The 22,358-nt window shown below is 49.3% G+C and carries 21 protein-coding genes and 1 pseudogene; 14 read left to right on the forward strand and 8 right to left on the reverse strand.

Annotation, left to right across the window (positions count from 1 at the left end):
* Nucleotides 1-117: 117 nt before the first annotated feature.
* On the reverse strand, nucleotides 118-1,524 hold the full coding sequence (locus tag V202x_RS03360; protein ID WP_145180339.1) for a cation:proton antiporter: 1,407 nt from the start codon (nucleotides 1,522-1,524) through the stop codon (nucleotides 118-120).
* Between the two features lie 838 nt (nucleotides 1,525-2,362).
* Between V202x_RS03360 and V202x_RS03365 the strand changes: the two genes are divergently transcribed.
* Nucleotides 2,363-3,829, forward strand: coding sequence for a hypothetical protein (locus tag V202x_RS03365; protein WP_145171198.1), 1,467 nt, complete (start codon nucleotides 2,363-2,365; stop codon nucleotides 3,827-3,829).
* A 269-nt stretch (nucleotides 3,830-4,098) separates the two neighbouring features.
* On the opposite strand, the gene V202x_RS03370 is transcribed toward V202x_RS03365, so the two are convergent.
* Entirely contained in the window at nucleotides 4,099-5,628 is a 1,530-nt protein-coding gene (locus tag V202x_RS03370; RefSeq protein ID WP_145171200.1) for a S10 family peptidase, read from the reverse strand.
* Between the two features lie 127 nt (nucleotides 5,629-5,755).
* On the opposite strand from V202x_RS03370, the gene V202x_RS03375 reads away from it, so the two are divergent.
* The gene (locus tag V202x_RS03375; protein ID WP_145171202.1) at nucleotides 5,756-6,037 is read left to right on the forward strand and encodes a hypothetical protein; all 282 of its coding nucleotides are present in this window, start codon (nucleotides 5,756-5,758) and stop codon (nucleotides 6,035-6,037) included.
* Between the two features lie 137 nt (nucleotides 6,038-6,174).
* Here V202x_RS03375 and V202x_RS28085 read toward each other — a convergent pair.
* From V202x_RS28085 to katG, 4 genes and pseudogenes are all read right to left on the reverse strand, one after another.
* Nucleotides 6,175-6,279 (reverse strand): annotated as a pseudogene (locus tag V202x_RS28085) (polyketide cyclase); the annotation flags it as partial.
* Between the two features lie 75 nt (nucleotides 6,280-6,354).
* The gene (locus V202x_RS03385; protein WP_197993201.1) at nucleotides 6,355-6,768 is read right to left on the reverse strand and encodes a DUF1801 domain-containing protein; all 414 of its coding nucleotides are present in this window, start codon (nucleotides 6,766-6,768) and stop codon (nucleotides 6,355-6,357) included.
* A gap of 40 nt (nucleotides 6,769-6,808) precedes the next feature.
* Complete coding sequence (locus V202x_RS03390; protein WP_145171204.1) at nucleotides 6,809-7,483, reverse strand: transposase; 675 nt, start codon at nucleotides 7,481-7,483, stop codon at nucleotides 6,809-6,811.
* A gap of 150 nt (nucleotides 7,484-7,633) precedes the next feature.
* The gene (gene katG, locus V202x_RS03395; RefSeq protein ID WP_145171206.1) at nucleotides 7,634-10,030 is read right to left on the reverse strand and encodes a catalase/peroxidase HPI; all 2,397 of its coding nucleotides are present in this window, start codon (nucleotides 10,028-10,030) and stop codon (nucleotides 7,634-7,636) included.
* 763 nt (nucleotides 10,031-10,793) lie between these two features.
* Here katG and V202x_RS03400 point away from each other — a divergent pair.
* Together V202x_RS03400 and V202x_RS03405 are read left to right on the forward strand one after the other, a co-directional pair.
* Nucleotides 10,794-11,006, forward strand: coding sequence for a hypothetical protein (locus V202x_RS03400; RefSeq protein WP_145171208.1), 213 nt, complete (start codon nucleotides 10,794-10,796; stop codon nucleotides 11,004-11,006).
* Between the two features lie 319 nt (nucleotides 11,007-11,325).
* The gene (locus V202x_RS03405; RefSeq protein ID WP_145171210.1) at nucleotides 11,326-12,774 is read left to right on the forward strand and encodes an SDR family oxidoreductase; all 1,449 of its coding nucleotides are present in this window, start codon (nucleotides 11,326-11,328) and stop codon (nucleotides 12,772-12,774) included.
* Between the two features lie 347 nt (nucleotides 12,775-13,121).
* On the opposite strand, the gene V202x_RS03410 is transcribed toward V202x_RS03405, so the two are convergent.
* Nucleotides 13,122-14,087, reverse strand: a complete 966-nt coding sequence (locus tag V202x_RS03410; RefSeq protein ID WP_145171212.1) for a hypothetical protein — start codon at nucleotides 14,085-14,087, stop codon at nucleotides 13,122-13,124.
* Nucleotides 14,088-14,151: 64 nt separating this feature from the next.
* Here V202x_RS03410 and V202x_RS03415 point away from each other — a divergent pair, with 64 nt between their 5' ends.
* The 9 genes from V202x_RS03415 (at nucleotide 14,152) to V202x_RS03455 (ending at nucleotide 20,121) form a co-directional block, all read left to right on the forward strand.
* Nucleotides 14,152-14,592, forward strand: coding sequence for a hypothetical protein (locus V202x_RS03415; protein ID WP_145171214.1), 441 nt, complete (start codon nucleotides 14,152-14,154; stop codon nucleotides 14,590-14,592).
* A gap of 201 nt (nucleotides 14,593-14,793) precedes the next feature.
* Nucleotides 14,794-15,186, forward strand: a complete 393-nt coding sequence (locus tag V202x_RS03420; RefSeq protein WP_197993202.1) for a YybH family protein — start codon at nucleotides 14,794-14,796, stop codon at nucleotides 15,184-15,186.
* A gap of 276 nt (nucleotides 15,187-15,462) precedes the next feature.
* Nucleotides 15,463-16,452, forward strand: a complete 990-nt coding sequence (locus tag V202x_RS03425) for an aldo/keto reductase (protein WP_145171218.1) — start codon at nucleotides 15,463-15,465, stop codon at nucleotides 16,450-16,452.
* A 246-nt stretch (nucleotides 16,453-16,698) separates the two neighbouring features.
* Nucleotides 16,699-17,220: an alpha-ketoglutarate-dependent dioxygenase AlkB gene (locus tag V202x_RS03430; RefSeq protein WP_145171220.1), complete on the forward strand. Its 522-nt coding sequence runs from the start codon at nucleotides 16,699-16,701 to the stop codon at nucleotides 17,218-17,220.
* Between the two features lie 62 nt (nucleotides 17,221-17,282).
* Nucleotides 17,283-17,756, forward strand: a complete 474-nt coding sequence (locus V202x_RS03435) for a SitI3 family protein (RefSeq protein WP_145171222.1) — start codon at nucleotides 17,283-17,285, stop codon at nucleotides 17,754-17,756.
* 234 nt (nucleotides 17,757-17,990) lie between these two features.
* Nucleotides 17,991-18,443: a hypothetical protein gene (locus V202x_RS03440; protein ID WP_145171224.1), complete on the forward strand. Its 453-nt coding sequence runs from the start codon at nucleotides 17,991-17,993 to the stop codon at nucleotides 18,441-18,443.
* A gap of 88 nt (nucleotides 18,444-18,531) precedes the next feature.
* Nucleotides 18,532-18,831, forward strand: coding sequence for a hypothetical protein (locus V202x_RS03445; protein ID WP_145171226.1), 300 nt, complete (start codon nucleotides 18,532-18,534; stop codon nucleotides 18,829-18,831).
* A 12-nt stretch (nucleotides 18,832-18,843) separates the two neighbouring features.
* Entirely contained in the window at nucleotides 18,844-19,284 is a 441-nt protein-coding gene (locus V202x_RS03450; RefSeq protein WP_145171228.1) for a hypothetical protein, read from the forward strand.
* A gap of 351 nt (nucleotides 19,285-19,635) precedes the next feature.
* Complete coding sequence (locus V202x_RS03455) at nucleotides 19,636-20,121, forward strand: hypothetical protein (RefSeq protein WP_145171230.1); 486 nt, start codon at nucleotides 19,636-19,638, stop codon at nucleotides 20,119-20,121.
* A 111-nt stretch (nucleotides 20,122-20,232) separates the two neighbouring features.
* Here the strand turns inward: V202x_RS03455 and V202x_RS03460 are convergent, their stop codons facing one another.
* Nucleotides 20,233-21,309, reverse strand: coding sequence for an oxidoreductase family protein (locus tag V202x_RS03460; RefSeq protein ID WP_145171232.1), 1,077 nt, complete (start codon nucleotides 21,307-21,309; stop codon nucleotides 20,233-20,235).
* Between the two features lie 203 nt (nucleotides 21,310-21,512).
* Between V202x_RS03460 and V202x_RS03465 the strand changes: the two genes are divergently transcribed.
* Complete coding sequence (locus V202x_RS03465) at nucleotides 21,513-22,352, forward strand: aldo/keto reductase (RefSeq protein WP_145171234.1); 840 nt, start codon at nucleotides 21,513-21,515, stop codon at nucleotides 22,350-22,352.
* Nucleotides 22,353-22,358 lie beyond the last annotated feature (6 nt).

The raw sequence follows: 22,358 nt of genomic DNA on the forward strand, positions 1-22,358 counted from the left end.
TAACAGAATACAGCCAGGAATAAAAGAGACCTGACCCCTTTATTCTCCTCCCTTTATTCTCCTCTGACCCCTTTATTCTCCTCGAAGTGAACCCCGCGAGCAGGCTGCTATAAGTAGTTAGTGGGCGTCTGTTTTGTCCTGCCCCGCGAGACCCAGCCGGCTCAGCATCGGCCCGATGGTCAGCCCGCCGACGAGGATCGAGAAGGCGACGACGACGTAGGTCATGGTCAGGACGAGTTCGCCGACGTTGTCATACTGCGATTGCTGGGCGTGGATTTCTTCCTTGAGCGATAGCGCGAGTGCAACACTGATCCCGCCGCGCAGGCCGCCCCAGGTCATGATCTTGATCGCGTGCGGTGTGAATTCCCGGCCGGTCGCCTTCTTCAAGACGGTCACCACCGTGCCAACGGACAGGAACCTCGCCAGCAGCGCAGCAGGGATTGCCAGAGCCCCGGCCAGCAGATACTGCCCCTCGAACGACAGCACCAGGACCTCCAGCCCGATCAGCACAAACAGCACCGCGTTCAGAAGTTCGTCCACCAACTCCCAGAACGTGTCCAGGTGCTCGCGCGTTTTGTCAGACATCGCCAGCGTTCGGCCATGGTTACCCAGGATCAGCCCCGCGACCACCATCGCCAACGGCCCGGATAGGTGCAGCTTCATCGCCAGCGCATACCCGCCCGTCACCACCGCCAGCGAAAGCAAAATCTCCGTCGCGTAGTGATCAATTGATCGCAACAGAAAGAACGCGAGCAGCCCCAGCACAAAGCCCAACGCAATCCCGCCGCCGGCTTCGAGGGCGAAGAGCCTGGCGACGTCGCTTGCGTTCATCTCTGTTACTTCTCTGTTTGCTGGAACCTCGTGCGGATGTTCTTGTTCGCGCTGTTCAACGGTGCGATTGGGCTCTTCCTTGTTCGTTAGGTCTTCAGGTGACTCGCCATGCCCGCCCAAACCCGCGATGCCCAGGAGCGCAATAAACACTACCACGCCCACGCCATCGTTAAACAGCGACTCGCCCGCGACCTTGGTCTCCAGCGACTTGGGTGCGCCGAGGCTCTTGAAGATCCCCAAGACCGCGATCGGATCGGTTGGAGCGACGATCGAACCGAAGATCAGGCAATAGATGAAGCGGACCTTGATGCCGAGCCAGCCGGTGATGACGTAGGTGAGCCCGCCGACGATGAACGTCGTGGCGAGGACGCCGATGGTTGCGAGCAGGACGATGACCGCGGTTTGTTTCTTGAGGTCGTTGAGGTTGACATGCAACGCCCCGGCAAAGAGCAGGTAGCCGAGCATGCCCTGCATCAGCGTCTGGTCGAAGTCGATGGAGCCGATGAGCGTTTCGGCCGAGGTGAGCACGTCCGTCCCCGGTACGATCCAATCAATTAACAGCAGCGCGACCGCGTGCAGCATAGCCAGCAGCATCAAGCCTACCGTCGTCGGCAGCTTGAGCAGTTTGTGGTTAATGAATGCGAAGGCCGCTGCGAGGGCCACGAGGATGCCAGCGATATCGAAGAAGCTCATAGCCATCATTAGTCTTACTTTGCCCGGAAGAAAAGGGGCAGGCCTTTGTTGCGAGGGGTAATCGTCTACCAGAACCACCTCGTGCTGACGAAGCGGGAGGGCTATACCATGCCCTGAATCCCTCCCCAACTTAACATCGCGCCTCACCCGTGTCTAACGAGTGGTGATTTATTTCTGTTTTTTCTTCTGCCCGCTGCTGGAGACCGCGAATCGGTCCCCGTCTAGTCGTTTTTCAGCGGCGAACGCTAGTTCTGCGTAGCCCCCCGGTTCCGAAGACCGGTGCTCTAACCAGCTGAGCTAACACAGGCGTATTTTCCAACAGACACCTTTATTTGAGACCAAACAGTAAAACGACTTATTTTGCTGAGACGTTGTGTTCGATTAGCAGTGAAACAAAATCAAAACTGCTCTCACATAACATATGACAAATTTTGTTCGCTAAACTCGTCAATTACCGGACAGTAAGCTCAAAGGACCCAATTCGCGGACTCCATACGTGTGCGTGAAAGCCATATGTATTCACGGATTCATCGCTCAACCGGAAAACTCTGGTCAGAAACGCTCCTGGAGTATTAGATAAAACCAACGTTTCTCGGCATCATTCCTGGTTGCGTTTTCTATTTTCAATATCAGCAAGTAATTGATGTAAACAGAAAGTAAGAATAAAGTTACATATTGAAAATCTAGCTTTGCTTAGTATCATGTACAGCATTCTGGCATTATGTCCAGAATCTATGTGTGATATGGAGCCGCTGGGGCATCATATCAGAACAAGGCCGTGCAGGTTAATAACAAGTTATGCCACTAACCCAACTGCTTGGACAAAAAGGAGTGTCACGTGAGTTCGTCCGCCTATTTGTATAGCCTCCTCGAAAACGATGGTGTTGTTCGACGCGACCTTCCGCAATCGATGGCCGTTCCTAGCATCGCGATTCCAGTAGATGCGTTTGAACTAAATGCGTTGGCAACACGTGCGCGAGCGAGCGCACGGAACTTTGAGTTCCTCAACAATCTGCAACCCCCTCAACCCCAAAATCCGAAACTGATTCCGAGTGCTGACGGCAAGATCACCGGCATGCTGTTGACGATCCCAGTCGGGAACACCTCCGGCGACTTTGCGGCGATCTACGACAAATTATTTGAGACGCTCCCTGCTCACACGGACTTGTTGTGCTTGGTCAACACCGGTTCGAAATCAACTGTCGAGAACTGGATTCAAACCTATAACCGAACAAATGCGGCCGTGGTTGAGGCTCCCGACCATGTTGGGTTCTCGATTTGGGCTCAGGATGCGTATGCAATTTCAGAAACGTCTGCCAGCGAGACCTACTTCATCGAACCACTTTCGTTCCTCCGTTACGCCGATGCGGTAATCTCAGACTACGTAACGAATGCAACCTCGCTGAAAAATTTCCAGACGCCGCTCTACTTCCAAGGGGGCAACATTCTGATTGGCGACGATTTTTGGTTTATTGGAATCGACTATCCGACAAACACACTCGACTACGTCAATAATTCAATATTTCCGAACCCCGGCGAAACGGGCGAACAATTGGTTCGCCGACTTTATACAGAATATCTCGACAGCAGCCGAACTCTTCGGTACATCGGATCAACTGTGCCCGTACCGTCAGAAGGAATTGTTCTCGCTCAGGAGCAGGGGACGTACTACGTCGATATGGTCTATCAGGGCAACAAGAATGGCACTGCACAGCCGCTGTTCCACATCGACATGTTCTTGTCTTTGGCTGGCAGGGATCAGAACGGTAGCTATCAGATTCTGGTTGCAGACCCTTCGCTAGGTCCCGCCACGCCATGGTCCACCAGTGGTGCGGGATACTCGATGCAAAATGTGTTCGACAATATCGCCAGCAATCTTTCTGCAAGCGGTTACACAGTCATCCGGAATCCACTCCCAATCACGTTCTCTTCTCGGATGTTGCCGGTTTCTGTGTTCAACCGCCCTCACGATCCCGAGCTTTTCTCGATATACACAACATTAACTGCAGCTGGAGTCTCTCAGGTCGAATTGCGTAGCTGGTACTTTGCTACCGCGAACAATGCACTCGTCCAAAACACACAAGACGCCGGCGACAAGAAGGTCTGGCTGCCAACCTACGGTTACGACCTGCAGTCGCCGGGATCGTCCGAAAAGGACTACTCGTATCTTCAGGCATCTGACAATGCCAACAAACAAATCTGGGAGAACCTTGGATACAACGTTGAAATGCTCCCAAGCTTTCACCGGCTCGCTCGTGGGCTTGGTGCCGTTCACTGCATTCAGAAATACGTCTCGCGTGGCTAATCATGGCATAACAAAGGCATGAACGCGGAGCCGCCGACAGCGCGTTTCCAAATGGAGCATCAACCGCGGCGGCCCGGTTATGCAAGACGTTATACAATAAACTCATTTGTTTCTTCAGACGTCCTGTAATTCGACCCATTTTCGGGAGAAGTTTTACGATACCCGATTCGCGTGATCGCGTAAACGGTATACCCGAAATTCCACGTCCGCTATTCGGGATCGCTTTCAATTGCCCTGCGCGGGCGGGATGTGCCTTGAGACCACTTGGGCTATGCGTCACGATCGCCCGGCAAGGCCGATTGATAGAAATTCCGCATTTGCGCGTGAAATTCGATGCGTGACTCGTCCCAACTATAGAACATATGACCGCCGTCGAAATTCCGGCAGGTCAAATTCGATTTCTGCTCGTCGGTAAGTTTCATCAGTTTCGTTAGTCGCTGACTGCCGAAGTAAGGCGTGATGAGGTCAAAGCGGCCATGCGTGATAGACACCTTCATGTGCTCATTGAGGCTCATTCCGTATCGCAGATCATCCATAGCACCAACCTGTCGTACAAAGAAGTGCCGATTGCTCTTGTCTTTCCACTTCTCGTTCACCTGCATACTTAGCAAGCGGTAATCGAGTTCAGTTTCCACTTTAAGGTTGGTCCGCAAGTGATGATTGATGGCGCCGGTAAAAAGACGGTCGATGGAAAACAGTGTCGGGTCTGGCCCTTCATAGCCATTGCGATCCGGGAAGGGGTCCACGGTCGTCACAGAGGCATCGTACCGACCGCATAATCGTCGCTCGCCACGCAGCAGTTCGCGGCTGAACATTGTCGCACTGATCCGGCCGCCTGCTCGCTCAAGCACGGTCGCCGACAGCCCTGTCAGTGCGGACATTCGCCCAACGATCAACGCCAGTTCATCTGCGGGTAGTGCCTCACCCTGTGCCAGCCACCGCACCAGCTCGTTGTTGGCGAATGTTTCTCCCTGGCTCTGAATGTCATCATTGCCCAGATCCTCCGTGCGACCGTGATGATGTGCGGCCGCGACCAGCGACGGAAACAGTTCAACCCAGTACGCCAGGTTGTAGTCTGAATCAAGAAGTGCATCGAGTTCGATCGCAGGTGAAATCAGCAGCGCGCCGCACAAGCCCACGCCATGCTTCTCCTGCAACCTCCGCGCCATCCTGGCCACTCGAAATCCGCCGTAGCTCTCTCCCGCAATGAACAGAGGCGACGTCCAGCGATGATACTTTGAGAGAAATCGACAGATAAATTCGCCCAGCGCATCGAGGTCTTTCTCGATTTCCCAGAACTCGGGATTCTCTTCCGGTTCTGATTCGGCGGACTTTTCCTTGCTGCCGTCCGCATTCTTGTTTGCGCCCGGTTCCTTCAGTGCCCGACTGAATCCCGTTCCCACGGGGTCAATGAACACCAGGTCGGTAAATGACAGCCAAGTTTCTTGATTGTCCACCACCTGCGTCGGCGGTTCTGGCAGCGATCCCATTTTTCCGAACACCACTCGCTTTGGCCCCAGGGCTCCCATGTGCAGATAAGCTGATGCCGCCCCTGGACCGCCGTTGAAAACAAAAGTCAATGGACGGGTACAATCCTGTGGTTCGGCGATGTACGCAGTGTAAAACAGGTGTGCTACAGGCTTGTGGATCTTTCGCAAGCTAATCCAGTCCGCAACCGCCTTGTAGGCAAGTGGCCCGCTGGGGAGTTGCAGTGTGTGCTCAGTAGTGGCGGCATACTTGGGGAAATCGCATTCAGCGTTCGACAGGTTACCGACCTCTTCCTGATTCGTGTTGCTCATCTTGGATCCTCTGATTCAATCTGACGTGCCCCGGTGAATGACACCAATCACAAGACTTCGTGTTCGATTGTGACAACCTCTTTTTTGTTTGTCTACCGCTGCGGACCGGGTAGCAGACGGAAATGCGATGGCTAAAACGAAAAGTGTCATTTACCCATACGTTTTACGAATCGTTTCAAAAAACCACCCATTTCGCAAAATCGAATACATCAAAGATGTATCTGCTGCTGTATATCAACGGCGAGCGCTTTCTCCGATTTCGAACGCTGCTCAGATCGAAGGCAAGATCGAATTCCTGCGAAACTCATCGAATGCAGGACAGCAAACGAAAACGAACGTTTTTGGGATTTGTGGCTGCCTTCAAAGTGCGTTGGACGATGAATCCGACGCACTTTCGGCTTTTACGTAAAGTGCGTCGATCTTTTCCACCTCTGCAGTTTAGCACGTTGCCATTGTGGGGACGGTTTGTCCAGCCGCTGTTTCTTAGACGAGTCGTAAATCTGCATTCAGACAATATTCCTTCGGCGACTTTGAAAAAGATCACTGCACGGTTGCGTTTGGAGTGTGCCATTCATCGGTGGCCGCATTCCACTGCACGATGTCAGCTGGTGTCGTCCACGCACGCCACGTCGCGTCGATGGGAACATTCACCGTGGTTTCAAATCGTGATCTTCAAAGGCTCGATCCTTCAGAGACAACCAAGTATTTCAAATACTGATCAACGCTTCAATCCTTCAAGCGGACCAACTTTCCTTTTCGCTTGGCCACATTCTTATAGTCCCATTGAATGGTCTTCGATTTCTTGATCCATCTCTTCATGTCTTTCAGATTGATCTGGTCAGGATGCGTGAAGATGATTGAAGCATCTTTGAATTTCCCAGTGCCGGGATTCAATTTGTCTTCGTCGAAACTCGCCCCACTCCAGAACATGAGCCGAATTCCCGCCTTCAGTTTGCTGTATCCGACGATTGGGTTTCCGTTGAGGAACCAGACGGGATGCCGATGCCAAATCTTGCTCTCAGCTTCGGGAAGCAGGTCGTCAATGGTCGTCGCAAACGTCTCGCAGATCTGCTGCTCTTCGAGTGTTGCTTGATCTTCGTTGAAAGCCTCGATGTCAGGGTTCATTTCATTCAGCGACATAACTGTAGGCCAATATTACTATGCAACAGGAATAAAGGGGTCAGGTCTCTTTTCTGGGTCTTCCACGGGGGCGAATTGTGCTTTCGAGGGACAATCGGATGGCTGTGTTGCTGGTCCATTTGTCATCGCCGAAGGGTGTGCCGCGAGTGATACATTTTCTGACGGCAGCCAGTTCGGCGTCCGTTTGTGGTTTGTTAACCAGTGACCGCCATTGGCGTGGTAGCGGTGGATTTTTGAGCTTTGTCAGCCACGCGAGCGTATCTCCCTTTTGTTGTCGTGCCCAGGCGGAGCCATACTCCCACTCCTCGGCACGTTTGACCAAATTCGCTCGCAGCGGGTTGCGTTCGACATAACGCATCACTGTCAGCAAATGGTCGTCTGACTGAATTGGGAACGATTTAAATCGTCCCTGATACAAGTGACCGCTTCCCCCGGTTGAATAGTGCGCGTGCCAGCGCATGGTATGGGTGACGGTGAGTCGTTGAAAGAATTCCGTCAATTGGGTATCTGTCTGGGGGCGTACCACAAAGTGCCAGTGGTTAGGCATTACGGACATGGCATAGATCGGTAGCGGTATCTTTGCCCACGTTTCCTCAACGACCCGCATGAAAGCAGCATAATCGTCCGGCTTCTCGAACAGCGTCATCTGCGCCACAGAGCGATTGAGCACATGAAACACTTCACCGGCAGGACAAATTCGTTTGGTACGGGGCATACAAGGAGTATAACAGAATACAGCCAGGAATAAAAGAGACCTGACCCCTTTATTCCCTCAAAAAGACCTACTCCCCTCTAATCGTCGAGGGGAATAGGTCTGACACTTACGTTTTTCTCTTAGCGTTCCTATGATTACGAGCGCTGTAGATTACTTCTGGTTTTGGGTCACGGAGCGATTCCCCTTTTGCAGCGCGGTTTCCTGACCGAAGCGATCCAGGTTCATCACCTTGTTCCAGGCAGCTACGAAGTCGTGAATCAACTTCTTTTCGGCATCCCGGCTGGCATATACTTCTGCGATGGCCCGCAACTGGGAGTTGGAGCCAAAGACCAGATCAACAGCACTGGCAGTCCATTTAACGTCGCCCGATTTGCGGTCGCGTCCTTCAAAGAAGTGATCGCACATGGGTGACTTCTGCCACTTCGTGTTCATATCGAGCAGGTTAACGAAGAAGTCATTACTCAGAGTGCCGGGACGTTTAGTGAAGGCACCCATTCCCGGTACACCGACATTCGTATCGAGCACCCGCATACCACCGATGAGGGCCGTCATTTCAGGCGCGGTCAGAGTAAGCAGGTTGGCTTTATCCACCAGCAGTTCTTCAGCCGGCCGATCAAGCCCGTGCGAATAGTAATTGCGGAAGCCGTCCGCCTTGGGTTCCAGAACCGCGAATGACTCGACGTCGGTCATTTGCGGTGTGGCATCAGTACGTCCTGGTGTGAAAGGCACTTTGACGGTGTATCCGCCCTTTTTGGCAGCTTCTTCAACAGCAGCGCAACCCCCGAGCACGATGACATCGGCCAGTGACACTTTGGTGCCGTCGGTCTGTGCGTCATTGAAGTTCTGCTGGATTGCACCCAGAGTCTTCAAAACTTTCGCCAGTTCTTCGGGCTGGTTGACTTCCCAGTTCTTTTGGGGCGCCAGTCGGATGCGGGCGCCATTGGCACCGCCCCGCTTGTCACTGCCACGGAAAGTGGAAGCGGAAGCCCAAGCCGTGGAGACCAGTTGAGGAATCGTCAACTCCGAGGCGAGGATCTCACTTTTGAGAGCAGCGATATCCTGTTCGTCGATGAGCCTATGATCGACTTCGGGAACGGGATCCTGCCAGATCTGCGCTTCCGGCACCAGTGGTCCAAGACAGCGGGAAACCGGCCCCATGTCGCGGTGGGTCAATTTATACCAGGCTTTCGCGAAGGCTTCGGCAAACTCGTCCGGGTTCTCATGGAAGCGCTTTGAGATCTTCCTGTAAGCTGGATCGACCTTGAGAGCCAGATCGGTGGTAAACATCATCGGCGCGTGAGTTTTGGAAGGATCATGTGCATCGGGAATCGTCCCTTTGGCTGATTCTTCTTTAGGCGTCCACTGCCAGGCACCAGCGGGGCTTTTAACCAGTTTCCACTCATAGCCAAACAGGTTGTCAAAGTAACCGTTGGACCATTGTGTGGGTGTGGAGGTCCAGGCACCTTCCAGACCGCTGGTGATCGTATCGTCAGCGTTCCCTTTACCGAACTTGTTGATCCATCCCAGTCCCTGATCGATCAGGCTGGCCCCTTCCGGCTCGGGACCGACGTTCCCTTCCGGGCTGGCGGCACCGTGCGCTTTACCGAAAGTGTGTCCGCCGGCAATGAGAGCGACGGTCTCTTCATCGTTCATCGCCATCCGACCAAAAGTATCGCGGATCGCATGGGCGGAAGCCTGGGGATCTGGTCTGCCCGCAGGTCCTTCGGGATTAACGTAGATCAGCCCCATCTGCGTGGCCGCGAGCGGATTTTCAAGCTTTTCATCTTTCCTATAACGTTTGCGGCCTAGCCATTCGGTTTCGGGCCCCCAGTTGACATCTTTCTGAGGTTCCCAGACGTCTTCCCGTCCACCAGCGAAACCAAATGTTTTAAAACCCATGGATTCGAGTGCGACGTTTCCGGTCAGAATCATCAGGTCAGCCCAGGAAATTTTGCGTCCGTATTTCTGTTTGATGGGCCAGAGCAGGCGGCGGGCTTTATCCAGGTTGGCATTATCGGGCCAACTGTTGAGTGGCGCAAAGCGCTGTGTGCCGTCCGAAGCACCGCCGCGACCGTCAGAGACTCGGTAGGTACCCGCACTGTGCCAGGCCATGCGGATGAAAAGGGGGCCATAATGTCCATAATCAGCAGGCCACCAGTCCTGCGAGTCGGTCATCAGTGCTCTCAGGTCTTTTTTGACGGCTTCGAGGTCGAGCTTCTGAAATTCTTCGGCATAGTTGAAGTCTTCCCCCATGGGATTACTTTTCTTCGAATTCTGATGCAGGATGTCCAGATTCAACTGATTAGGCCACCAGTCTCCATTAGTCATACCACCAGCTGCCGTATGTCGGGAGGTAACACTCTTGATCATGCCCATAATGGGGCACTTGCCACCAGTTGTCTGGCCTTCTTGTGTTTTGTGGATTTTCCGGGCCGGCTGCTGGTCTGTAGTAGACTCAGTGTTTTCTTTCTGAGCGAAGACAGGTGTGCTGATACAGAGAGTCAGCACCGTCCAATTCGTTATCGTGCGTTTGATCCACTTTTTCATGATTTTTCCTCGTGTTTGGCTTGAACTTCGATCTTGACAACGGGGAATCACTGTCCCTGCTACAATACTTTACGCAGGTCTGACGATATATCTAATGCATTCTGTGTATATATATCATGCATCCCATGCATGAAAAAAATGAATCTGAATGAGTTGAACGTTGGTATCAAAAAGATTAGCAGACAGACCGTACGGAATATATTAAGTGGGAAGGTAGAGAGACGGCCTGCGGACGAATCCCGCAATTCAGATTCTAAGGAAACGCAATTCACAATTAAGCTCGACGATTCATTGGTTATTGCAACAAAACCCGAGAAGCGCGGTGATTACTACACTTGGTGTAGCGGAGTGCATACAAATAGAACAGGCGAGATAGTAGTCATTTCAGATAGGAATTCACCATTTCAATTTGTTTGCATTTAAAAAGTATTTTAAGAATCTAAATTTAGAGAAAGATTCTTAATGACGTAAAGCGAAGGTGAATTGTTCTTCAGTGAAGCGTTTTGGTTTATTTTCTGGACCTTTCTCAAAATGCAAGAGAACAAGATCTCTTACATTTTGTATGGATCCAGAAACGGGGAGAAGGTCAGTCAGTCTCATATATCGCTGAAGGTCAGTATTCTTTGACTCTTTCAGCTCAAAAAATTTTTTTTTGCAAATATTCTGCTTCCTCAGCTTTCGCAGCGACTATAAAGGCATAGTTTCAATCAGCTCGAGAAAAAAATCGTGTACCTTATTAGTTAAAGTTTCAAAGGAGAATCTGATGTCTGACTCTGAACATACCAAAAACTGGAGCGATCTGGCGATCGGCCTTTATGACCGCTTGACAGGTCGTAACGCCGAGATTACTTATGAGTTTGATGACATGCATATCAAAATTCCAAGTGGCACGGGCACGAACGCCGAGCATGCGGAATGGGCCCTGACCGGCACGATGAAGATACGCACGCGTGACCTTGGTTCATCCCCAAACTAACAATGACCGGCCAGCTGCAAGGAACGCTGTTCGGTCGGCCGGTCGAACTAAATGCAACAGGACGCGAGCTGCTGCTTCAAGTTGCAAACCTGAAATCGGCTTGGCGACTTGGCCGCTGTGCAACGATGAGTATGCTGCCACTCTTGCGTCTTCTTAAAAGACATGGAATTGTGTTACGCGTGTGTATTGGCTCTCGGCTGACTGTGAAAGTCTTGCCGAGACCTAGCTTCGCACTGCGGGTGCTGGCACCCGCCCTCCACTTTAATTCCACTGGAGAATAAACCTGAATACCAAAATTTCTCGAGAATCCCCAATACTAGTGACTGGGGCGACAGGTTATGTGGGGGGCCGGCTGGTTCCGGAGCTCCTCAAGCGAGGTTATCGTGTTCGTTGCCTTGCGCGCGAACCACGTAAGCTTGAAGAACGGTCCTGGTGCGACAACCCGAATGTAGAGATTGCTCGCAGCGATCTAAGCGATGTGGCCGAGCTCACCGCTCAGATTCGCGACTGTTCAGCGGCTTATTATTTGATTCATTCGATGATCGCCTCAGGTCGTACGTACGCAGACCGCGATTCCCAACTTGCCCATAACTTTGCCAGAGCAGCCGCAGAGGCTCAAATTGAGAGAATCATCTACCTGGGTGGCTTAGGTGAACTTGGCGAGGGTTTGAGTCAACACCTTTGCTCGCGCCGCGAAGTGGAAGTGGCTTTGGGGTCGTGCGGAGTTTCGGTGACAACTCTGCGAGCTGCCATGATTATCGGCTCCGGGTCTGCGTCATTCGAGATACTCCGCTACTTGGTCGAACGACTTCCCGTGATGATCACACCCCGTTGGGTACAAACAGAATCTCAACCAGTGTCCATTGTTGATGTATTGTACTGGCTGGTCGAGTGTCTGCACGTAACTGAGACAAGCGGTCGCAGCCTGGAAATTGGTGGACCCGATGTGATCACCTATCGCGAGCTAATGCACATCATGGCTCAAGAGTTGGGACTTCGACGACGGCTGATTATCGGTGTCCCCGTGCTAACCCCGCGATTGAGCTCGGCGTGGATCAGCCTCATCACGCCAGTTTCATATCGCATCGCTCGTCCGCTCTCCGATGGCCTGCGCAATCGAGTTGTCGTCAATGACGACACCACACAGACACTAATGCCTCATCAATCGCTCGGGGTGCGTGAGTCTATTCACCGTGCGATTGCAAAGACCCTGGAGGGGAAGGTACCAACACGGTGGTCCGCAGCCGGACCGATTCCTGGCGATCCGAATTGGGCTGGTGGCAAGGTCTATGTCGATCAAAGGTCGATCGAGATTGAAGCGCAGCCGTCCGATGTGTTTGCCGCGGTCTGCCGTGTTGGCGGCGGTCATGGCTGGTACTCGGGGGACATCTTGTGGCGGATCCGGGGATTGATGGACCAAATCGTTGGAGGTCCTGGGCTTCGACGAGGCCGACGCGATCCTGAGGAAGTAGAATTTGGCGAAGCTCTCGACTTCTGGCGCGTGGTCGGGATCGAACGCGGCAAGTCGCTGCTGCTTCATGCCGAAATGAAATTACCAGGAACCGCTCAACTGGAGTTCTGCATGGAACCAGTGGAAGATAACAACCGTTTCACGCGACTCACAATGACTGCACGATTTCGTCCAAGAGGTCTACTAGGTATCCTTTATTGGTATACCGTGGTTCCATTACATAACATCGTTTTTGGCGGTATGTTGAGAGGGATTAAACGTGCCGCCAAGTCTCTTGAGATGAGTCAAGAGGTATGACCTTTCCACCATTTCTTGATCTATGCAGAATGTGAGAGATTTTATTTTCTTGCATTTTGAGAAAGGTCCAGAAAATGAAAGGAAAACGCTTCACTGAAGAATAGATCGCCTTCGCTTTACATCGGGTAAAATCAGTGGGTTGTAAAAGGGGTCAGGTCTCTTAAGTGATCAATGTCTGCCCCCATTATTACCTTTCGCGCTGGTTCCAATTGTTCTTTTTATTGTGAATGGAATGTCACAAAGCGGGCGGACACATGGGTCTCGCCCCTACATTGGAGTGGGCGACGTCAATACATGCACAGAAAGTGAAAGAGGGCAGGATTGAATGGACCAGCCCCCTATTTTGACTATCGCGGCCTGACAATGAAAATTTTTCGGCCTGTTCCCGTTAAATTCAATTTGAACTGAGATGAGGCAATTCCGTTTGAACTCGCGTGGGCACCAAAGATGGTCGCTCGAATTGTCTTACCATTTTTTTCGACTTTCTCAAGTACGCCGGCGTGACCAAACCATGTGCCGTCGCGTTTTTTCATCCAGTACTGTATGAGGTCACCGGGTCTGGCCTGGTCTGGCTTGATTGCCGTCCCGCGTCGAATCGAAACGAGTGCATGTTGAATGCCCTTGATTTTGTCACTTTCCATTTCGATGAGAGACGGAAGCATTTTTTGCTCCGCTGCACTGAGATGGGAAATCAGAATCTGCTTGCGTGTCTCCCCATTCAGTGATTTAGCTAAAGCCTCTTCGGTCACAGCTAATACGAATTGGACGCAATCAATTTTCTTGTCTTTGGCTTTGCTGCCATAGGTCCAACCTTTGAACTTCTTGTCTGCCAGCTTTTTTGCCAGAGCGAGCGAGTCCGGCGCAGTCTTGGAACGAGAGGAGCCCAAAGGGACGGTAACGAATACGTCAGTAATGCGTCCTTTCTTGAATCCTGCTGATGAAAAGCTGGCACGTCCTGAAAACGATTTCGCATTGGCACGAACGGCGACCTTTTTCTCTCTTTTTTCCCCAGTCTCTTTCACTACACTTTTGATCGTGAGCTGATACTTGCGCTTTTTATCGGTTTTGTTTTCGACCTGGTAGTAACCACTGCCTCCACTTGGGTAGGAGTAGAACCTGATCACTCCAATGATCCGTGTTCTTTCTTTCTCTCCGTCATTCAATTTTACTTCGAGATTTTTTTCATAAACCAATTTGTCTTTGTCTTTCGGATATGCCATCAAGGGAGTAGCCATGCAAGCTACCGCAACGCAAACCCATGCCAGGGACAAAGCCGTTTGAGTCTTAAAAAGACCGTTCAGTATTGATTTCATTATGAATTCCTCCCGGATATAAAAAGGTGTCCGCCCCGTTACCTTTAACCTTGGGAAGCAAAATATGAATTTCATTTATCAGACAGTCAAAAAAATCATCGCAATTTTTGGATTCACAACATTGGTTATTACTTTAACTATTAGTCTGATTTATGACATATCACTCCTTAGAGATGATCCATATATTATTGGATTTTTTTCATCAATGTTTTTAGTACCTGGATGGATTTTGTATATTATTTTTGAAGAATATCCAAAACGTTTTATTAATAAATATTCTGCATTTATCTGCTATTCATTTTTTCCACTATTGTACTTTTCTCTTATTGTTATTTATGGAGGGGAAGGTTCAGGTTATGGATTCATTTTTGGAATATACTTTTTGGTCTCAGCCGTATTGTCTCTTCCTTTATTGAAACAACTAGAAAATCAGTGCGTATTTTGTGTATTTGTATCACTAGGATTTATATATCTTTTTGGTTTTTTATCATCAGTGATAAGATAGTAATTTCAATTAAGAGTTCTCAACAAGTGTGTCAGCTGAAAATAGACACTTTTTTATACCCGAAATAATTTAGTCTAATTCAAGTTTGGTATTAACTGTCATTGTGGAAGTGGTGCGATTATGAAGTGGGCAATTCTATTCGCCCCGTTGCTACTATTACTATTTGGCTGTCAGGGGCAGTCTAACAAAGGAGACGTCAGAATGAATCAGGATGAACAAGCCATCCGCCGTTGGTTCGATGATTGGATGAAGGCCACAATAGAAGGTGAACTCGAACTCGCGAGGAGTTTAATTGCAGACGATGCAATTTTCCTTGTGCCAGGTGCAGGGCAAATGGACAAGGAGAGTTTCGCCGCTGCTGCGACCGCAACGGATCCCAACACTGATTTTGAACTTGATTGCTCGATTCAGGAAATCCAGATATTTGGCGACCATGCTTGTCTCCTATCGACGATTACTCTCAAAATGACAGATAAAGTCACCAAGTCGCAATCATTGATGAAGGGCGATGCGCTTTCCGTATTGAAAAGACAAGGAGATGGCTGGGTCGTCATTCGAGACGCCAACACAATGGTTCCTGTAAAGTCAGATTGAAGATGCCTAACAATGCAGAGTCACATAAAAAGGTCTCAGGAAACGTTTGATTGATTCGTGAATGGGTTGCCCCGAATTAATTCAGTCTAATTCAAGTTATGGAGTGGGAACGCAGACAGTGGATGACTTTATGATCGCTGCGGCTCAATCAGACTCTTTTGCAGGCAGTGTTTCACAAAATTTTGTGCACCATGTAAAAGTTGCTTCTATTCTCGGCTGAACTGAAGGCAATCAACTCAACGAACAAACTTCCCGATACAACAAAAGGAAATAGCAATGCATAAGCGAAAACTTGGAAACAGTAACCTGGAAGTATCCGCTCTGGGGCTTGGTTGCATGGGCCTGAGCTTCGGATATGGTGAGCCCGTTGAGGATCAAGCAGGAATCGCTTTGATCAGAACGGCCGTCGATCTGGGCATTAATTTTTTTGATACGGCCGAGGTCTATGGAGCTTACACGAACGAAGAACTGGTTGGTAAAGCGTTGGCTCCTGTCCGTGACCAGGTGGTCATTGCCACCAAGTTTGGATTCGCAATTGATGAGCAAGGCCAACAGACGGGCCTCGACAGCCGACCAGAACATATTAAGGAAGTCGTGGAAGCGTCGTTGAAGAGGCTGCAGACCGACTATATCGATCTGTTCTATCAGCATCGTGTTGACCCCAATGTGCCAATCGAAGATGTGGCAGGAACGGTCAAAGAACTGATTCAGGCAGGCAAAGTAAAGCACTTCGGCTTATCTGAAGCGGGCGTAGAGGTCATCCGCCGCGCCCATACAGTGCAACCAGTCGCCGCGCTGCAGAGTGAATATTCACTCTGGTGGAGAGAACCGGAAGACGTGATCTTCCCGACACTCGAAGAACTCGGAATTGGCTTTGTTCCCTTCAGCCCCCTGGGGAAGGGTTTTTTGGCCGGTAAGATTGACGAATCAACTACGTTTGACAGTAGTGACTTTCGCAATAAAGTCCCGCGCTTCTCTTCGGAAAACCGGAAAGCAAATCTGGCACTGATTGCGCTTCTTGATCGGATCGCGAAGCGTAACAACGCCACGACGGCTCAAATCGCATTGGCCTGGATCCTGGCCCAACAGCCTTGGATTGTCCCCATCCCAGGAACGACAAAAGTTCATCGACTCGAGGAAAACAACGGAGCAACTGAGATCAAACTCTCCGGATCCGATCTCGCTGAAATCGAGACTGCTGCCGCTCAGATCATAGTGAAAGGGGATCGATATCCTGAAGCCGCAATGAAAATGATTAATCGCTGAGAGTCGACATAAGGAATTTAAGGGGCCAGGAATCGATTTTTTTGTCCCTGACCCCTTTTTGTCGTACAAATTGAATGTCGAAGAAGCAGTTCATTCCAATAATCCAATTACTCAGGTGGTCCGAACCCAAACCATTGATATCCGGTCTAAATTAAAACCCGGTGTAACAAAACGCATTCTTTGTGGCGGTAGACAATAGCATGAATTGCGATTAGAAAAATAAACATCAACTGGTGAAATGGGACCATGAACGAACCAGAACTCTACTTTCGCGAAAATTTCTTGGAAAACCCGAATGAGTTATTAGATTTTTTTCGAGAAGGAGTTGATTGGGACGAGCGAATGAAAGCCCGAAAAACAGCAAGTTTTGGTATTTCGTACGACTATTCGGGCATCACTTATTCCCAGAAGGAAATGTTGCCAGAACTGGTACCGATTTGTGAAAGAATTCAACAGGAAATCGGGTTTTTACCAAATAATTGTCTGATGAATTATTATCCCGATGGCCATTCTACAATGGGTTTCCACTCCGATTCGACAGATGAATTGATGGAGGACACCGGTGTCGTGATCGTATCGCTTGGATCTAGTAGGTATATTTCCTTCCGAAGCAAATTGGATTCAAAGATTAAATTTAAATACTTGTTAAATAGCGGTGGTTTACTTTATATGCAAAACGAAATACAAGCTCAGTGGATGCATGCGATTCCTAAAGATCCTGCCGCGAGTGAGCGAATTAGTTTAACATTTCGATGGATCATCAAGTGAGTATCAAAAAAGGTGACTGACACCTTTCTTATTCCAATTTCATAAAAAATTGAAGGAAAAGCATGTCGGTATTCAGTAGCATTCTACTCGGTGAGGATGCAAACATCTCATTAGATGAAACAAGGGAACTCTTAATCGAAACTTGTGATTTAAAGCCTATACTGCAAGACGATATTTTATACCTGGTTTCGAAAGGCGCGAGTATTTATGTTGCTGAGGCATCTGAAATTGGCAAAGAACTTTGTGAAGAAACTTATGGATTCATACCCAAGATTAGAATTCACTACGATAAAGTTCAACTTGATAAATACGCTTATGAATCCTATTCCACACTCTATCGACTTTGTGGAGTGCTTTTAAAAGAGTTGTATTGCGACTTAGTTATGTTGTCAAATGGTGAACTTGGTGAAATATTAAGAACTGATGGGGAAGTTTTTTGTAATGATCGAGACTCCATACCAATGGATTATGCGACTAAAATTCTGTTTGATGAAATGGAAATTGATTTCACTTTCAAAAAGTTGCCTCGAATCTGAGAAAAACTAAATCAACTGGTATTTAATTATTACGCAAGCAGTTTTGAGAACAACTGAAACAAAATAAAAATGCTATCCCCAGAACAGCTTATCCATCGATTGATCACTTCAAAAACAGCAAAGTCAGAAGATATCCAGTGCCAGGGCTGAAGGAAGTCATAATCCTCATGCCCGATGGAACTGTTCATCACTTCGTTCCCTAGTTCATCACCTCAAATTATAAGAGAGTGCTCAATGTCAACGGATTATTCCATTTTTCTGGAATCAGATCTTACATCCCCGGAATACTTGTTTGCCCCCTTATTAGGAATTAATGGGGGCGATGCTCAATTTGGGTTGCACATTCATGGACTCGTTGATGTTTCTTGTCAACAGCTTGATGCATCGTATCGTGAAGTCATGCGAGAAGATTACGGCGAATTTGGATTGGATGTCAACTGGATGATTGGTGGCACCTACGATAAGGAGACCGATATCTTTAAGGTCATGAGGATACTTTATGAGTATGCTGCAGTATTAGTTAACGCTAATCCTGAGAGGTCTTTAAGCTTAATGCGAAATGGAGAGAGTTTTTACGTTTTCAATACGCGGAACCGGTTGATCCTCTCGCCGATATACCTTGAGTCGATTCCTGTCATAAAGTCTCTTTTCAAGAAGCCATTTATTATTGATGAGATGATTTATTAGAGGGCAGACAGGAAAAGGAGACAGGACCAACCCTGGTGGCATCAACATATTGAGGTCACCTCAATGGAACTTCATCAAGAAGAAATACATGGCTATCCTTGAATCGGGCGATTCTGCGAGGTACTGGAAGACAGTGACTGATGAATTTTGGGAACAAGCGAACAAACCATGGTTGGACGCTGCGATTAAGCGTGGTGATTCATTCCGGCTTGTTTCAAATCCTGCCGATGATTTAGCAACCTACGTAACTCGCAGGATTGGAAACACAACAGAATTCGTCCTTGACGCCCAAGGAAACCAGATTCGATCGATTTTTGGGCGCGAAGTGGACTACTTGCTTTCGTTGGGTTATCAGATTCTCCCCGACGGTACTGTTGTAATACTTTAACCAGGAAGTTGAATGATGTTTGACGAAGAATCGTTTCTTAGCATGGACCTGATGAAAGAAGAATTTTCCAAGTTTGATTGGCCCGAGCCGTATCGGCTTGAAAACGAATTGCCCGACGGAATCATCGTTTCATTTCCGCAAAGCAACTTCGTTTTTTCTGAGTCACCAGATGGTGACATTAATGTCAAATTCCTTCCAGAAGATACGAAATGTGAGAATATGCTTCAACTAGCACATGCGCTATCCGTATTGCTGCCTAAATCGGATCTTGGTGATGGGCCGATCACCCCTGGTTTCATCGAATATGAATGGCCATTTCCCTCCGAAAAGAAAGCACGAATTGGAATTCACAATGCTTGCACATTTATGCTCACCCATCTGAGTGCGGTAATAGGTGGGGATTTTTCATGGGTACAAAAGTACGTCGAGACACGAGATAATAAAGCTTACTAGAACAGAAAAAGGGGCAGGTCTGCGCTGTAGAAAACCTACCCTTATTTGCTATTTCCGAAATTAATAAGTCATGATACACCACGCTGCATCACACAGACAAGCAAATCTCCACGGATGGTATTGACGACTGCTTACAAGATTGCAAAGTAATCGCTTCCTGAATACGCACACCGCTTTACCCCTCGGAAGTTTACGGTAATCAAGCTGAAGAAACTGCTGGACATAGAAGGTGCCATTCGTTTCTGATACCTTTTTATTCGGCCCAATTTCTGCAGACCATGATTGACGGACTCCAATTGCTTGGACATAATTATTCAGTCAACAATTACTTTAGCCGACTCAAGTAATCCTATGAATGGTTCTAATGACAAAACGAAGTTTGACGATACCCGATGGGACGACAATTTTGAGAGCTTCGTCGCGAAGCGCACTCACGACGGTCGCAAAATCGATTTCACCTTCGATACGCAACAAACACGTTCCGACGAACTACTGGCAAAACTAACACCAGCGGCTCACCATATATGGATGGCACGTCAATCCTGGTTTAAGAAGTTTCGAGATTTTGTGGCGAGTGATCGTCTCTCACAGTTCAATACGTTGTTGAGCCAGGAAGACCCGCCACTGGCGATAACGGCTAAGCAGATACGTGATTCTTTGGTTTGTCCATACATGATTACAATTCGTCCTCTTGACGACTTTGATCATCTTCGGATCGACTTCCACGGAGGCGGGAATGACTGGGGCGGCAGCGACAAACGACTCTCAGACTACCATGTGGAAGCCTCTGCGACACTGGAAGAAGGTTTCGATGATGCGACAATTTACACATATTGAATAATGGTGGGTAACCATCGCTTTTTTATTCAAATCAAAAATCAGCGGCAGTGCCATTCGTTTGTCCAACCGATGCACCGAGTGACTATTTCGGACTCACGGAGTTGGTAGTTACCTCTGCTGTGGAAGAATGCTGACGGCGTCCATTTCCATAGCTGAATCGAAGGCCCGCTCGCACACCCGTGTGACCAACTCCCTGGGACGACCCTCCAAGTCGGCGACGCTTGCATAGAACTGGATAGCCCAACATACCATTTGCAAACCACCTAATCGCAAATCATTGACGGCTTCTTCCCATCCATAGTCAACATCACTCTGTCGAACTTCTTCGTACCAGGCACGGAGCACGTCCAATTGGTGGTCGTGGCGCTCGTCGGGAAGTTCGCTACCGCCCATCAGGCGGGCCACGTCGAAAGCGCCCATGCTGCGAATTGCCAGTTGCCAGTCCAGAATCAGGATCGACTCAGGTGTTCCTGACGGCCCAAGCAAGATGTTGTCTGCTTTAAGGTCCGAGTGAACTAAGGTTCGCGGCCGTCGATCAGTTTCATTTTCCAACCATTCGCTCTGGCCCCGAAGACGTTCACCGACTTGCAGGGCAGACGACTCAATAGAACCGTCGAAGTCTTGGAGAAACCGATCCCAAAGAGAGTCAAAATTAACCCAGAATTGACGGTTTGTCGTTGGCATCCAAGTTAGGCTCGCGAGGGTGTCGTTATTCCAGAACTTACCCTGTAGACGACCGATGAGACGGGCAATCTGGATCACTTCAGCGGCATGAAGTCCTTTCACCTGATCGCACGGAGTAGCGAACGTTAGATCTTCCATAACGAGAACGCTAGAGGGCGACCCGATCGCCGCAAAGTAACAGCGCGGCAAGCGGATAGGAGCCAAGGGCGGGACATCTCGATAAAACCGAATCTCTCGCTCAAAAGCGTGCACATCCTCACTGAGCTCGCGTAATGCTCCAGAACTGAGTTGGAGCTTAACGACCAGGGACGTCGGTCCAGTCGGTTCCGGATGATCGTACTCAAGTGATACATGAGTGATTGTGCTTAGGAATCCGATACCTGATCCAAGCGGTCGAGTCTTTATTCTCACAACCTTGGAGTTGATAATGTGTCCTTCCTGGGCAAGCACCTGAGTGAACCAAGCGGGCGTGACTTCCTCCATTTTTGACGGTATTTTCATCGCAGCCTCTTTGCCTGACTCCGCGTTGATTCGTCTCGATTATCAGTGCCAAGCAGGAAGCGCAAATCAGGTTCATCTTGTGGACTCCGAATGAATCACCATTCCCTCTCGTGCTTGCACCGTTTCGTATTTTGATATTACCGAGTTGCCCCGTATGTCGCAACGACATAAAATAGGTGGCACACACATCAGAGGAGAATCGCATGTCATCGTCTCGCCATCAGCTTACCGATTTGAGTGGGACCTTTGAACTGAAGAATGGCGTACGGATGCCCTATCTTGGGCTGGGCGTTTTTCAGTGCGACAACGTCGTTGAAGCGGTGACTTTGGCTCTTGAGACAGGCTATCGATTGGTTGATACCGCCTCGATTTATGAGAATGAGGCGGAAGTCGGCGAGGCAGTGCGGGCGAGCCGGGTGCCGAGAGAGGAGATATTCGTCACGAGCAAGATTTGGAACACGGACCAGGGATACAACTCGACTCTGGACGCGTTTGAGGCCAGTCTGAAGCGTACGCGCCTGGATTATTTGGACCTATGTCTGATCCATTGGCCGGTCGAAGGTAAGTACAAGGAGACGTGGCGCGCACTTGAGACGCTTTACCGGGAAAAGAGAGTGCGAGCAATCGGCGTCAGCAATTTTTTGAAACATCACCTTGAAGATCTCATGGCCGACGCAACCGTAATTCCGATGGTGAATCAAGTGGAGTTTCACCCTTACCTTGTACAACAAGAACTGGTCGATTTTTGTTTTTCCAATGTGATCCAATATCAGGCATGTTCGCCAATGATGCGGGGCAATGTTTTCAAGCTCGACGCCATGAATGCGTTGGCGGAAAAGTACTCTAAGACGATCGCACAGATCGTCTTGCGATGGGATCTGCAAAAGGGCGTGGCAACGATTCCTAAGTCGTCGAAAAAGGAGAGGATCATCACTAATGCTGACATCTTCGATTTTGAGCTACATCCGGACGATGTGGCCTTCATCGACAGCATGGACTGTGGCAAACGGTTCGGTCCAGATCCAGACAATTTCGACTTCTAGATGACA

The organism is Gimesia aquarii, assembly GCF_007748175.1.
GTDB classification, from domain to species: domain Bacteria; phylum Planctomycetota; class Planctomycetia; order Planctomycetales; family Planctomycetaceae; genus Gimesia; species Gimesia aquarii_A.